Below are 12,977 nucleotides of genomic sequence, written 5' to 3' on the forward strand. Positions count from 1 at the left end.
ATCGGCGCCAAGTCTCACCTCGGCGGAACCGGCCGCAGGCGGAGCGGTCCCGTCTGTTTCATCACACGCACTCCTTTTTATTTGAACTGACCGGTCAGTTTAGTTAGCCTTGTCGTAGACATCATTCTGCGAAAGGCTCCCCTTGCTCCACGTGCAACAGCTCTCCGTCAACGGCAGACGGGACGAACTGCTGCCGGCCACCTCCCTTGAGGTCCGGCGCGGCGAGCTCCTATTGGTCTCCGGCAACCGCCAGGACCAGCGCACCGCCCTGGCCCTTGCGCTGAGCGGACGGCTCAAACCCTCCGGCGGCCACTTGGAGCTGGACGGTGCAGCGTGGGACGGAAGCCGCAGGATCAAGGCCCTGCGGCAGGCGAGCGCCGTTGTGGACGCCCCCGGGGTGAACGAACCCGAGCAGCACCTCAGCGTCCGCGACCTCGTCACCGAGGACCTGGCCCTGGTCCCGCGCCGTTACCGGGGTTCGCTGCTCAGCAAGCCCTGGCTGAAGGTCAACCGCTTCGAGGACATCGCCGGGCTGTGGACCGAACAGCTTCCGGCCGCCCGGCGGATCGAGCTTCTCACGGCCCTTGCCCTAGCGAACCCGCACACGGATCTGCTGGTGGTGGACTCCCCGGACCGTCACGGCGAGCCGGGCGATTGGCTGCCGCGGTTGCAGGAACTGGCCTACGACGCCGGGCGCCCGCTCGCCGTCGTCGCCACCGTGATGCGCATCCCGGCGGGCTGGACCGGCCCGGCCGCTGCCATCGGCAACGCGGACTACCCCGCCGAAGCCGGCCCTGCCCCCGAACCCCTGGAAGCATCCAGCACACCCGAAAAAGAAGCATCCAGCACACCCGAAAAAGAGGACGCACTGTGACTGTACTGCGGCTGGCCCGCTCCGAACTCAAGCGCATGACCGGCGGCCTGCTGCCCAAGCTGACCATCCTGGCGCTGACCATGGTGCCCCTGCTCTATGGCGCCGTATACCTCTACGCCAACTGGGATCCCTACGGGAAGCTGAACCAGATCGATGCCGCCCTCGTCGTGGAGGACACCGGCGCCGACTCGTCCGACGGCACCCGGCTCGAGGCCGGCCGAAAGGTCGCCGAGAGCCTCGCGGACGGGCATGTCTTCAACTGGCAGGCGGTCTCCGGGACGGAGGAAGCGGACCAGGGTGTGAGCACGGGCAAGTACGCCTTCGCCCTGAAGATCCCCGAGGACTTCTCCGCCAATCTGGTTTCCCCCGGCAGCTTCGACGCCGCCAACCAGGCCATGCTCAACGTCACCACGAACGACGCCAACAACTATCTGCTGAGCACCATCGTGGACAAGCTCACCACCGCCGTGCACACCACGGTGGCCACCGAAGTCGGAGAGGAAACGGCCAACCAGCTCCTCACCGGATTCGGGACCATCCACTCCCAAATGCTCAAGGCATCCGACGGCGCCGGGCAACTCGCCGACGGCGTCGCCAGCGTCCACGACGGAACCGTCACCCTCCACCAGGGCACGGGAGAGCTCAAGAACGGCACCGCCGAACTCTATGCGGGCCAGGTCAAACTCCGGGACGGCGCCAACAGTCTCAGTTCGGGGGCCGCCCAGCTCAGCGGCGGGCTCTCCCAGCTCCAGGACAAGACGGCCACACTGCCTGCCGACTCCCGGGCGCTGGCGAACGGCGCCGCCCAGGTGGCGGCCGGCAACGGCGCACTCAATACCAAGGTGCAGGGCCTCACCGGCCAGCTGGCGGCCTCTGAACAGGCGTCCGCGCAGGCACAACGCAGCCGCGTGGTCGCGTCCAACAGCAGGCTCGTCGCCGCCGGGACCATCACCCCGGACCAGGCGGACGCTATTCTGGCGGACTTCGACGCGAACCCGGCACCGCCCTCGTCCGCGGGTCCGGCGGCTGCCCTCAAGTCCGCGGCGGGCCAGATCCAGCAGCTGGCGGACGGGTCCGCTGCCGTCAGTGCGGGCGCGGCCAAGCTGGCGGACGCCACGCCCGCCCTCGGCGGCGCCATCACCCAGGCGTCCACCGGCGCGGACCAGCTGGCCGGCGGTGCCGCCACCCTGGCGGCCGGGCAGCAAAGCGCACTGGACGGTGCCGGGAAACTCTCCGAAGGCGCACAAAAACTCGACGACGGCGCGGCCCGGCTGGAAAGCGGGGCGGCCACGGCCTCCGACGGCGCCGGGACCCTCGCGGCCGAACTCGCCAAGGGCGCCGGCCAGGTCCCCAACCCCAACGACACCCAGAAGAACAGCCTCGCCAAGGTGATGGCGGATCCGGTCGCTGTCAGCAACGTCTCGCAGGCCAGGGCCGGCTCCTACGGCGCGGGCCTCGCACCGTTCTTCCTCACCCTTGCCCTGTGGATCGGCGTCTTTATGCTGATCCAGGCGATGCGGCCCGTCACCCAGCGGGCGCTGGCGTCGAACGCCCCGGCATGGAAAATCGCCGTCGGCGGCTGGCTTCCGTTCCTGGCCGTCTCGGCCGTCCAGGCGAGCCTGCTCACCCTCGTGGTCGATGTGGGGCTGGGCCTCAGCCCTGCCCACCCCTGGCTGATGTGGTTCCTGATGCTGGCTGCCGCGATGGCGTTCAGCGCCATCATCCAGGGCGTCGTCGCGCTGCTCGGCTCCCCCGGCAAACTCGTGGTGCTCATCCTGCTGGTACTGCAGCTGGTCTCCTCGGGCGGCACCTTCCCCTGGCAGACCACGCCGCAACCGCTGCACGTGGTGCACCAGCTCCTGCCGATGGGGTACGTGGTTAACGGCATGCGGCACCTGATCTACGGCGCTGACCTGGCTGTCATCCTGCCCACGATGCTCGGGCTGCTTGGCTACACTTTGCTGGGGACAGCCCTGTCCACGCTGGCCGTCCGGAGGCACAAGTTCTGGACCCTGAAGACCCTGAAACCGGAGATCACCGTATGAGCAGCCGCAAGGACAGCAGCACAGTTCCCGCCACACGCGTGGAAACTGCCGGGGAAACTGCCGCGGCGGCTCCCCCGGAAACCCCGAAGAAGCTCCGGCCGGCCCGCACAAACGCGACCAAGCAGAAGCTGTTCGAGGCCTCGATGGACCTGATTGGCGAGCGCGGCGTGGCGGGGGTGACCGTCGACGAGATCGCGGCGGCGGCCGGCGTCTCCAAGGGCACGGTGTACTACAACTTCGGCAGCAAGTCGGACCTGATCGCCCAGCTGCTGCACCACGGGGTGGACATCCTCCAGTCACGGCTGCTGAGCGTCAGGGACGATTCGGCGGACCCGCTCGTGGCGATGGACGAAATGATCGGGCAGGCCATCGACTTCATGGACGAGTACCCGTCCTTCGCCCGGCTGTGGGTCAGCGAGAACTGGCGGACCCACAGCGAATGGCAGGACACTTTCACCGAGCTCCGCTTGCGGTTGCTCGTCGTGATTGGAGCCGCGATTGACGCAGTGGCCAACGTCCACACTGTGGATGCGGCGGTGTCCCGGGGCAGCCTGGAGACGGCCATCTTCGGGGCCTGCTTCGTGGTGGGTCTGGACCGGCAGACCTACAACCCGGAGCGGACCCGCGAGCAAAGCGTCACAGCGATTATGGCAACCATGCGCGGCTACGTCGTGAAGTAGCCCCCGCTCGGGGATGATTGTTTACATGCGTCACATGGGTAACAGCGGCAAGATTGCCATCGGTGCGTTTCTCGCGGCGCTGGCGCTCTTGGCCCTGGCCGGTATCACCCTGCACGAGACAGTATTCCTGTGGTTCCTGGCGGCCTGCGCGGCAGCCTACGCGGCGTGCGTCTCCGAGGTGATTATCCGCCGCCGGCACCGGACCCTGGCCGCCAGCGGGATCGGGAGCATCCTGTTTATTGCCTTCAGCATCGCGTTCCTGCGGCAGTGGGGACTGGCGTTCAACGCCGATCCGGACGCGATGTCAGCCCGGGTGGTTTCCGAACATCCCGACCTGTACTTCTACCTCGCTGCTGCCGCGGGCGCGGCCACCCTGCTGCTGTTGGTGGCCGGAACGGTCCTGCCAGGCAGGGACCGGCGTCCGCGCGCCGCCGGCCCTGCCCCGCGGCGCCGTCCGGCGTCGGGCGGGAAGGGCAAGGCATCCCGGCCGGCAGCCGCCCGGCGAACACCTCCCAGGACCGCCACCCCGCGTCCGGCGTCCAGGTCCGCGGCGGGAACCAAGGCTCAACCGGCCAACGCTCAGTCGGCCCGGGTCCGCGCCCCGCGGGCCGCGTCCTCCGGACTCAAGCGGCCGGCCTCCTCCGCCGGGGGCACCGCCGCGGCCAAGTCCGGCGCCAAGTCCGCCGCCACATCCGCGCGTCCCCCGGCACGGACGTCGACCCGCCGCTGAGCGCGCTGTCGCGGATCCCGCCGCCGAAAATTCCCGGGGCGCAGCACCGCTGTCGCCACCCCGGCAAGCAGCAGGAGCCCGCCCGTCACCTCGGCGGGGGTCGGCACCTCGCTCAGGACGAGCCACGCCGTCGTCATCCCGACCACCGGAACCAGCAGGGTGAACGGCACAACAGCGGAGGACGGATACAGCCCCAGCAGCCTGTTCCAGATGCCGTAGCCCACGAGGGACCCGAAGACCGCCGTATAGAGGGCGCTCAGCAGGGTGACGGGCTGGACTTCCAGCAGGGCCTGCGACACCGCCCCCGGCCCGTCCACCAGCAGGGACAGTCCCAGCAGCGGCAGCGGCACCACGGCCCCTGACCACACCACGAGTCCCAGTCCGGACGCCGCCTTCGCTTTGCGGGCAACGATGTTGCCGGCGGCCCAGGACAGCGCCGCGGCGAGCACGATCATCAGAGGGAGAACCGGTGCAACCAGGCTGCGGCCGACGGCCACAACGGCGAGCCCGGCCACACCCAGCACCACACCGGCGAACTGCAGCCGGCTCGGCCGCTCGCCTAGGAAGCCGGCGGCCAGGAGCACGGTCAGCAGCACCTGCGCCTGCAGGACCAGTGAGGCCAGGCCCGCGGGCATGCCCAGGGCCATGGCCAGGTACAGGAGGCCGAACTGGCCGGCGCTCATCAGCAGCCCGACGCCGATGATCGCCTTCCAGCTCACCTCCGGCTTGCGGATGAAGAAGATGCAGGGAAAGACCACGAGGGTGAACCGCATCGCCACAAACAGCAGCGGCGGCATCTCCGCCCCGTCCGGGTGCAGACCAAGGTCGATCGCGACGAAGTTGACGCCCCACAGCACAGCAACGAGCAGGGCCAGGGCGGAATGACGAGGGTTCACCCTGCCACTATGCCGGTTCCGGCCGGACGCCGTGGCCGGATCGGGCCTGCGCGCCGGAGATTATGTGGTGGGCGGATGGTTAGAGGTTCCGGGGATTGTCCCCGCGGGGTTCGTCGGTGCGGGCCTGTTCATGGGATGCCTGCTCCGGGGGAACCTGGCTCCCGGGGACCTGGCTGCCGCTGGGGGTTCCGCCCGGGGTGGAGGTCTGCTCGGCGGCGGAAGGGTTCCGGGCACTGCGGTCCCGGCGCAGCTCTTCGGTGTCGGCGGTTTCCCGGGGCTGCTGGTCCCGGCTCTGGGCGTCACGTTTGCTGGTGACCACATCAGGGTCCAGTTCGTCAGCCTTCCGCAGCTGGTCCTGCGCGCCGGCGCGGACCTTCTCGGCCTCATGCTGCCGTGCGCGGGCTTCCTCCCGCAGTCGCTCGGCCTCGACTTCTGCCTGTTGGGCGTCGGCCTCAGCCCGGGCAGCCTTTGCCTCGCGCTCCCTGGCACCGATTTCTTCGGTCTTGGCCTGTTCGCGCATTTCTACTGCCTTGTGGCGGTTCGCTTCCGCCTTGCGCTTGCGGCTGAGCATGGTTGCCACGACGACGATCGCGATCACCACAACGACGCCGATGATGAGCCCTATGAGCTGTCCTGAATCCACGATAATTCCACCTTTTCTCTCGATCGCCATAAGTCCACGAGTAAACAGCATCAGTAAACCGCAGAATCGCCTGCATGACTATGCATTCGGCTATCGGGCGGGGCGCGCCGTGCCGGGGCGTTGGTGAGCCCAGGGGTGCTATTTTCCCCGGGGAACCTTGAAGTGCGTGAGCCGCGCGTCCTGGCCATCGAGTTCGGCCCAGGACTTCTCCGTCTCCATGACGGTCAGCGCGCTCGTGGGGTACCGCGTGGCGGCGTCCATGTAGGCGTCGTGGTCGGAATCGCGGGACGCAAGGTGCATGGCGAGGTCCTGCACCCCGGGCATGTGAGAGATCAACATGAGGGTGGTGACGGTATCCGGGACGTGGTTGATCACTGTCAGCATCCGCTTCGCCGAAGCCGCGTAGAGCCCGTCCTCGAGTTTCGGCGTCGGGGCTTTGTCGCCGAGTTCACTGCACACCCAGGTGCACGTCTGCCGTGTGCGCAGGGCGCTGGAGCAGAGGATGAAATCGGGGACCACGCCATGCTTCACCAGCCATTTTCCGGCCTGCGGGGCATCGCGGTGGCCACGCTCTTCGAGCGGCCGGTCGTGATCCGCGACGCCGCCGGGCCAGTCGGATTTGGCATGCCGCATGATCACCAGCCGTTTGATGTGATGCGCGCTCATGGACCAATCCTAATGCGGCGGCTGATCCACGAGCACGCATCCCACCAGCGGCCGTTCAGTCGTCCAGGACGAAGGTCACTTCCAGCACCACGTGCCAGGCCACGACTGCGCCGTCGCTGATTTCAACCTTCTGTTCCTTCACCCACGCCCCCGTGACATTGCGCAGGGTCTTGTTCGCCCGGTCGATGCCCTCTTTGATGGCGGCATCAAACGAGGTCTTGGAGTTCGCACTCAGGGTAGTAATCCGTGCAACAGACATGCCTTCCTCCCAATAGTCGGTCCAACGCTCAAACCCTACGCCGCACCCCCGGAACACAACAGAGCCCACGGAAAACGCAAAAGCGCCCGCCCCGGGTGAGGGACGGACGCTTTGCGTGGATCAGCAGCTAGATCGAGTATTCCGGGGCGGCCCAGACCACAACTTCGGGGTGCTCGTAGAATCGGTAGCCCTGGCCGCGAACCGTACGCACGGTGTTCGCGAGGCGCCCGAGCTTGGAGCGCAGGCGGCGGATGTGCACGTCGATGGTCCGCTCGTTGGGAACCTCTTCGGCATTGCGCCACAGGCCCTCGAGCAGCTCATCGCGGCCCACGGTGCGGGTGCCGTTCTCGACGAGGTAGTTGAGGAGTTCGAACTCCTTGAACGTAAGGTTCAGGGATTCGCCGTCAAGCGCCACCTCGCGGCGGGCAAGGTCGATCAGCACACCGGAAGGGCGCGGTTCCTGCGGCTGCTGCAGGCGGGCGGTCTCGGCGCGCTGCCGGGCGCCCACGGTGGGGTCACCGAAGGTGGAACGGACCACGTCCAGCGCGGAGCCCGGGGCGCTGGCCGGGGCGACGGCGACGGCAGCGTAGCTTTCGGCGCCGGAGACGAGCGACTGGGCGTAGGCCCGGATTTCCTGGGCAAGCTTGGCAATGGACGTGCCGGCCGCCGCGGCGGTTTCCTCGTCGATCCCCATGTAGAGGACGAAACCGCGGGCCACGTTGTCGTTTGGCACCGGACGGATGGGGCTGCCGTCGCCCGGAGCAATTACAGGAGTCGGGGCCGTGACGGGCGCCGGCGGAACAGCGCGGAGCTGTCCGTAGGAGTTGGGATTATACCCCTGCGGGGCAAAGCCCGGGGCGGGGAAGCTGTTACCGGATCCGGCAGGGGCGAATGATGCCCGGCCGCCGAAGCCCTGGCGGATACCGGAGGCCTGGCCGGCCTTGCTGGCGTTACGGACGGAGATGTGGACGTATCCGGATGCAACTGACATGGATTGCTTACCTCAATGTGAATGGCCGTCATCGCGGCTCGAATGCTACTTTTCCCCGCAATGAAAACTGGGGAGGGCGCCCGACGCTGGGCTGGGGGCGAATGCCTAGAAACCTTTGGGGTGTAAAAGTTAGGCGTGCATTCGACAACAGTGCTTCTCGGTACCAGCGGGTGTGCTGATCCAAAAAACTGCGGCTGCAGGTGCTGTTGAGTTCTTGTTCACAATTGAAGTGTGCAACGTAACAATGAGAACTTGCAAGTAACAATGGACGCAGAAGTCCACGATATGAGACAAAACATGGAATTGTAGTGCAGATCACAATTCTGCCCCCTTGTTAAAATAACAACCGTTCTGATTAGCAGGTGCCCTCTTGGCCCAATCCACCGAAGATAATTCGCGCCACCCTCCGTTGCGTCCAGAATTATTCACTGTGAGCCGGAACGGTCAAACCGTTCGTCTACTTAGCATTGGATGTCCAGCGTTCCACAGAGTGGTCACCCCGGAGCGACGAAAAAAGCGACCCGCCGGCCGGTCGCTGGGATGTCCAGCTCGCTAGGCTGGGATTCACAGGCGCCGCACAGGATCCCCAAAGCAGCACCTAACCGGCAGATCGGAGAGTTGTCCCATGGCCACTTCGCACTCCATGACCAATAACCTCCCCCAGCTCACCCATCCGGATGGGTCCCCCATCCGTGCCCTGGTCGTGGACGATGAACCCAGTCTCTCCGAGCTCATGAGCATGGGGCTGCGGATGGCGGGATGGTCCGTTGCTGTCGCCGCCGACGGCCCCGAAGCCGTGAAGCTTGCCAAAGAATTCCGCCCCGACGTGCTAGTGCTCGACGTGATGCTTCCCGGCTTCGACGGCGTTGAACTGCTGGGCAGGATCCGCGCCTTCGCACCGGAGGTACCCGCCTTGTTCCTGACGGCCAAGGACGCCGTCCAGGACCGCATCACCGGGCTGGCTGCGGGCGGGGATGACTACGTGACCAAGCCGTTCAGCATGGAAGAAGTGCTGCTGCGTCTGCACCGGCTGGTCCAGCGTTCCGGAGTGGCGGCGATGGATACCGCCGAACTCGCCGTCGGGGACCTCGTCCTGAACATCGACACGAGGGAGGTCCGGCGCGCGGGCGAGGAACTGCACCTCACGGCCACCCAGTTCGAGCTGCTGCGCTACCTCATGGAGAACCCGAAGCGGGTCGTCAGCAAGGCCCAGATCCTGGACCGGGTCTGGGACTATGACTTCGGCGGGCAGGCCAACATCGTGGAGCTTTACATCTCCTACCTGCGCAAGAAGGTCGACGCCAGCCGCCCACCCATGATCCACACGGTGCGCGGCGCCGGCTACGTCCTGAAACCGGCGGACTGATCCATGCCTGAGCCCTCCGCCGGGATCCGCCCCGCCGGGTTCAACTGGCGCAACCCGGCCACCTGGCACCTGCGCACCCGGCTTGTCCTCGTCGCCATGGCCCTGCTCGTGGCGATCTGCGGGGCCGTTGGAATCGTCAGCTACGCCTCGATGGACTTCTTCCTGACCAAGCAGCTCGACGCCCAGCTGCAGCAGGCAGCGGTCCGTGCCCGCGAGTCTGGCCGCTCCGGCCGCTCCGATCCCCTCGAGGCGCGGGGCCTGCCCATCGGCACCCTGAACGCGAGAATCCATGATGATTCGGTCCGCCGCGCCGGTTTCCTCTCCGAGGATGCCACCCGGGAATCCCTCACCGACGAGGACGACGAGATCCTCCTGGAGCTCACGCCGTGGCTCGAACCGGTGGACCGGACCCTGTCCGCCGGCGCCTACCGGCTGGTTGCCGCCGAGGCGGGCGGGGACGTAATCGTGACCGGCCTGCCGCTCGCAGAGAAGCAGAACACGCTGGCCACCATGGTGTGGACCATGGTGCTCGTGTCCGCCGGCGGACTCGTGGTCATCGGCCTGGCCGGGACGGCGCTGATCCGCCGGACCATGAAGCCGCTCGATCAGCTCTCCCAAGTCGCGACCCAGGTCTCCCGGCTGCCGCTCGACGCCGGAGAGGTGGGACTTGCCGTGCGGGTGCCGGCGTCCGCAGCGCATCCGGGAACCGAGGTGGGCAGTGTGGGCCACGCACTGAACATGATGCTGGAAAATGTCTCCAATGCCCTCGAAGCCCGGCAGAAGAGCGAGATGAAGGTCCGCCAGTTTGTCGCGGATGCCTCGCATGAGTTGCGCACCCCCTTGACCGCCATCCGCGGCTATACCGAGCTGATGCGGATGACCGAGCATTTCACCCCGGACGGCCAGAAGTCCCTGGCCCGGGTGCAGAGCCAGTCCGAGCGTATGACCACCCTGGTGGAGGACCTGCTCCTGCTCGCCCGGCTGGATGAGGGCCAGCCGCTCAGGCTCAGCGAGGTGGACCTCACCCAGTTGGCCATCGAGACGGTCAGCGATGAGAAGGTCATGGCCCCGGACCGGGTCTGGCATCTGGAACTCCCCGAAGAGCCTGTGGTGATCCGCGGTGACGCGACCCAGCTGCATCAGGTGCTGGCGAACCTGCTCTCCAACGCGCGCAAGCACACCGGCCCCGGCACGACGGTGGTGACCGGCGTGAAGCGATCCCCGGACGGATATGCCGTGGTGACCGTGACGGACAACGGCCCCGGGATCGCCCCCGAGTTTGTGGACCGCGTCTTTGCACGCTTCACGCGCGCGGACGCGTCCCGCAAGAATCCTGTTTCCGTCACGACGCCGGCAGCCGGCAAAGGTTCCCTCCCGCGGCGTCCGCTGCACCCGCCGCGGTCGCCCGAGGCAGCTGCCGCGGTCGCCACCACCACGGCCCCCGGCACAAGCGCTTCCGCCGAGGGAACCAGCGGGCTGGGATTGTCGATCGTGCAGTCGATTGTCGCGGCCCATGGCGGGACTGTCGGTGTGGTCTCGAGGCCCGGCCGGACCGAGTTCACCGTCCGGCTGCCGGAGGCTCCACCCGCCGGGTGAGGACCCTCCGTCGCCGGTCAACGCGCAAGCCGCCCCGCCGCCGTCGGAATTCCTGTTACCGAAATGTGACATAGCCGGACGACTCCTGTACGGTTTTTAGGGTGCGGTCACCACTAGGCCGCATATCCGGATGCACGCCAAGCTCTGCCGCCTCCCGGATCCCGCTGGACCAGGCAGAGGCGGGGGACCCAGAGTTCCCGGGCATTTCTGCACATCGCACCCCTGGGGTGAAGCCGACACGTGAGTTTCCGTGCGGCCGGGTGACCTCACCCGAACCCGACAGCTAACTCCGCAGGCGTTGAGAGGCACTCATGACTGAATCCAAGGTACAAACGCGCCCTGACGGCGCCGCACCGACGACGGGCTCCCAGCAGTCGCGCCACCGCGCCGAACCGGCCAAGCCCGCTTCAGCCCTGGCCCGGTTTGCCCACAACGCCGGCTCGGCCGGCCGCCGGGCGGCCGTTGTTGTTACCGCCTGCGCGGTGCTCGTGGGGGCCGGCGCCGCCGGCCAGGCGTCCGAGACGGCCGCCCGCAACGCCGGCGCGGACAGTTCCACGCAGGCAGCCGCCACGGCGGATCCGCTGACACACCTTGATTTTGAACGTGTCCGGGTCGAGAACCAGGCCGTCCTCCCCACCGGCGACGCTGCAGCCCCGGCGGCCGAGGTGGCGCCGGCCGAAGCGCCGGCCCCGGCAGTCCCGGCCCCGGCACCCCCGGCTCCGGAACCCGCCCCGGCACCTGCCCCTGCGCCCGCACCCGCCCCCGTTGCGGTCAATGATCCGGCGGGCGCACAGGCGTACGCGGCCAGCCAGCTGGGCTCCTATGGCTGGGCACCGAGCCAGATGCAGTGCCTGATGAAGCTCTGGACCAAGGAATCGGACTGGGAGACCACTGCCACGAACCCGAGCAGCGGCGCCTACGGCGTGGTCCAGTCGCTGCCGGCCGAGAAGATGGCCAGCGCGGGCGCCGACTACCGGACGAACTACCGCACCCAGATCAACTGGGGACTGGAGTACGTCAAGGATCGCTACGGCTCACCGTGCGGCGCACTGAACTTCCACTACGCCAACAACTGGTACTAACCCCCTGGTCCAGCCAGACCAGCCAGACCAGCCGCTTAGCCGTTGGGACGGTTGGGGAGGTACTGCACCGCCCATCTGTTGCCGTCAGGGTCGGCGAAGTGGACAAAATGCCCCCAGTCCTGAACATCGACGTCACTGACGTCCACGCCGTTGTCCTTGAGCTGCTGGTGGGCCCCCTGGATGTCGCTGACCACGAGCTGAAGGCCGGGGGCGGTACCCGGCGGGGCGTCCGAGAGGCCCTCACCGATGGCGATCGAGCAGCCGGAGCCCGGCGGGGTCAGCTGGACGAATCGGATGCCTTCCATGGGCCGCTCGTCGAAGTCGGCCTTAAAGCCAACCTTGTTGACGTAGAAATCCTTCGCGCGGTCCACATCGGACACCGGAACAAAGACAAGTTCAAGTTTCCAGTCCATGGGGCTCAGGCCAGTACCGGGCGGTGTGTTCCGGGAGGTTAGGGCCCCCCTCGCGCGGGTCCGGCCGCGAGGGCAGGTCCGACGCCGGGTGGCTGGACTACCCGGCGACGCCGTAGAGGCGGTCGCCGGCGTCGCCCAGACCCGGCACGATGTAGGACTTCTCGTTGAGCTTCTCGTCGATAGAGGCGAGCACAATCGTCACGTTCGCGTCGGCGAGTTCTTCTTCGAGTTTTGCCAGGCCTTCCGGGGCGGCCAGCAGGCAGATGCAGGTGACGTCGGAAGCGCCGCGCTTGAAGAGGAACTTGATGGCCTCGCGCAGCGTGCCGCCGGTGGCGAGCATGGGGTCCAGGACGAAGATCTGACGGTCGGTGAGGTCTTCGGGGAGACGCTCTGCGTAGGTGATGATGTCAAGGGTCTCTTCATCGCGGGCCATGCCCAGGAATCCGACCTCCGCCGTGGGGACCAGCTTGGTCATGCCCTCGAGCATGCCGAGTCCGGCCCGGAGGATGGGGACCACCAACGGGGTGGGCTTGGTGAAAGCGGTGCCGATGGTGGTGCTGACCGGCGTCTCGATGGTCACCGGTTCGGTGCGGACGTCGCGGGTGGCCTCGTACGCCAGCAGCGTGACGAGTTCCTCGGTGAGCTGGCGGAAGACCGGGGACGGGGTGTTCTTGTCCCGCAGAACGGTGAGCTTATGGGCGACCAGCGGGTGGTCCACAACGAGAGTGCGCATGGG

13 protein-coding genes and 1 riboswitch are annotated in these 12,977 nt (G+C 67.3%); of the genes, 6 read left to right on the top strand and 7 right to left on the bottom strand.

Annotation, left to right across the window (positions count from 1 at the left end):
* Window positions 1–142 precede the first annotated feature (142 nt).
* Genes ABIB29_RS10390 through ABIB29_RS10400 form a run of 3 tightly spaced genes read left to right on the top strand, consistent with a single transcriptional unit; the run spans window position 143 to window position 3,599 of the window.
* Window positions 143–874 carry an ABC transporter ATP-binding protein gene (locus tag ABIB29_RS10390; RefSeq protein WP_354172483.1) on the top strand — a complete coding sequence of 244 codons (732 nt, stop codon included), beginning with the start codon at window positions 143–145 and terminating at the stop codon, window positions 872–874.
* Entirely contained in the window at window positions 871–2,919 is a 2,049-nt protein-coding gene (locus ABIB29_RS10395) for a YhgE/Pip family protein (RefSeq protein WP_354172485.1), read from the top strand. The genes ABIB29_RS10390 and ABIB29_RS10395 overlap by 4 nt, the downstream gene beginning before the upstream one ends.
* On the top strand, window positions 2,916–3,599 hold the full coding sequence (locus ABIB29_RS10400) for a TetR/AcrR family transcriptional regulator (protein ID WP_354172487.1): 684 nt from the start codon (window positions 2,916–2,918) through the stop codon (window positions 3,597–3,599). Before ABIB29_RS10395 ends, ABIB29_RS10400 begins: the two co-directional genes overlap by 4 nt.
* Before the next feature lie 579 nt (window positions 3,600–4,178).
* On the opposite strand, the gene ABIB29_RS10405 is transcribed toward ABIB29_RS10400, so the two are convergent.
* The 5 genes from ABIB29_RS10405 to ABIB29_RS10425 form a co-directional block, all read right to left on the bottom strand.
* Complete coding sequence (locus ABIB29_RS10405; RefSeq protein WP_354172489.1) at window positions 4,179–5,225, bottom strand: EamA family transporter; 1,047 nt, start codon at window positions 5,223–5,225, stop codon at window positions 4,179–4,181.
* A 79-nt stretch (window positions 5,226–5,304) separates the two neighbouring features.
* Window positions 5,305–5,868 carry a hypothetical protein gene (locus ABIB29_RS10410; protein WP_354172491.1) on the bottom strand — a complete coding sequence of 188 codons (564 nt, stop codon included), beginning with the start codon at window positions 5,866–5,868 and terminating at the stop codon, window positions 5,305–5,307.
* Between the two features lie 138 nt (window positions 5,869–6,006).
* Window positions 6,007–6,534, bottom strand: coding sequence for a SixA phosphatase family protein (locus tag ABIB29_RS10415; RefSeq protein ID WP_354172493.1), 528 nt, complete (start codon window positions 6,532–6,534; stop codon window positions 6,007–6,009).
* Window positions 6,535–6,589: 55 nt separating this feature from the next.
* Window positions 6,590–6,793 carry a dodecin family protein gene (locus ABIB29_RS10420; RefSeq protein ID WP_307462216.1) on the bottom strand — a complete coding sequence of 68 codons (204 nt, stop codon included), beginning with the start codon at window positions 6,791–6,793 and terminating at the stop codon, window positions 6,590–6,592.
* 127 nt (window positions 6,794–6,920) lie between these two features.
* Window positions 6,921–7,784, bottom strand: coding sequence for a winged helix-turn-helix domain-containing protein (locus tag ABIB29_RS10425; RefSeq protein ID WP_354172495.1), 864 nt, complete (start codon window positions 7,782–7,784; stop codon window positions 6,921–6,923).
* Between the two features lie 625 nt (window positions 7,785–8,409).
* On the opposite strand from ABIB29_RS10425, the gene ABIB29_RS10430 reads away from it, so the two are divergent.
* The 3 genes from ABIB29_RS10430 to ABIB29_RS10440 all read left to right on the top strand — a co-directional run bounded on the left by ABIB29_RS10430 (window position 8,410) and on the right by ABIB29_RS10440 (window position 11,828).
* Window positions 8,410–9,150: a response regulator transcription factor gene (locus ABIB29_RS10430; RefSeq protein ID WP_354172497.1), complete on the top strand. Its 741-nt coding sequence runs from the start codon at window positions 8,410–8,412 to the stop codon at window positions 9,148–9,150.
* Between the two features lie 3 nt (window positions 9,151–9,153).
* Complete coding sequence (locus ABIB29_RS10435) at window positions 9,154–10,746, top strand: sensor histidine kinase (RefSeq protein ID WP_354172499.1); 1,593 nt, start codon at window positions 9,154–9,156, stop codon at window positions 10,744–10,746.
* A 152-nt stretch (window positions 10,747–10,898) separates the two neighbouring features.
* Window positions 10,899–11,056: riboswitch (cyclic di-AMP (ydaO/yuaA leader) on the top strand.
* A gap of 1 nt (window position 11,057) precedes the next feature.
* Complete coding sequence (locus tag ABIB29_RS10440) at window positions 11,058–11,828, top strand: aggregation-promoting factor C-terminal-like domain-containing protein (RefSeq protein ID WP_354172501.1); 771 nt, start codon at window positions 11,058–11,060, stop codon at window positions 11,826–11,828.
* A 35-nt stretch (window positions 11,829–11,863) separates the two neighbouring features.
* Here ABIB29_RS10440 and ABIB29_RS10445 read toward each other — a convergent pair whose 3' ends face one another.
* Together ABIB29_RS10445 and upp are read right to left on the bottom strand one after the other, a co-directional pair.
* Window positions 11,864–12,241, bottom strand: coding sequence for a VOC family protein (locus tag ABIB29_RS10445; protein ID WP_354172503.1), 378 nt, complete (start codon window positions 12,239–12,241; stop codon window positions 11,864–11,866).
* Between the two features lie 97 nt (window positions 12,242–12,338).
* Entirely contained in the window at window positions 12,339–12,974 is a 636-nt protein-coding gene (upp, locus tag ABIB29_RS10450) for a uracil phosphoribosyltransferase (protein WP_354172505.1), read from the bottom strand.
* Window positions 12,975–12,977 lie beyond the last annotated feature (3 nt).

Origin of the sequence: Arthrobacter sp. UYEF36 (assembly GCF_040547025.1) — a bacterium.
Lineage (GTDB): Bacteria > Actinomycetota > Actinomycetes > Actinomycetales > Micrococcaceae > Arthrobacter.

Excerpts from the sequence above, each read along its gene's own strand:
- ABIB29_RS10400 (WP_354172487.1), top strand. The coding sequence starts at position 2,916 with ATGAGCAGCCGCAAGGACAGCAGCACAGTTCCCGCCACACGCGTGGAA.
- ABIB29_RS10415 (WP_354172493.1), bottom strand. The coding sequence starts at position 6,534 with ATGAGCGCGCATCACATCAAACGGCTGGTGATCATGCGGCATGCCAAA.
- ABIB29_RS10420 (WP_307462216.1), bottom strand. The coding sequence starts at position 6,793 with ATGTCTGTTGCACGGATTACTACCCTGAGTGCGAACTCCAAGACCTCG.
- ABIB29_RS10425 (WP_354172495.1), bottom strand. The coding sequence starts at position 7,784 with ATGTCAGTTGCATCCGGATACGTCCACATCTCCGTCCGTAACGCCAGC.
- ABIB29_RS10430 (WP_354172497.1), top strand. The coding sequence starts at position 8,410 with ATGGCCACTTCGCACTCCATGACCAATAACCTCCCCCAGCTCACCCAT.
- ABIB29_RS10435 (WP_354172499.1), top strand. The coding sequence starts at position 9,154 with ATGCCTGAGCCCTCCGCCGGGATCCGCCCCGCCGGGTTCAACTGGCGC.
- ABIB29_RS10440 (WP_354172501.1), top strand. The coding sequence starts at position 11,058 with ATGACTGAATCCAAGGTACAAACGCGCCCTGACGGCGCCGCACCGACG.
- ABIB29_RS10445 (WP_354172503.1), bottom strand. The coding sequence starts at position 12,241 with ATGGACTGGAAACTTGAACTTGTCTTTGTTCCGGTGTCCGATGTGGAC.
- upp (WP_354172505.1), bottom strand. The coding sequence starts at position 12,974 with ATGCGCACTCTCGTTGTGGACCACCCGCTGGTCGCCCATAAGCTCACC.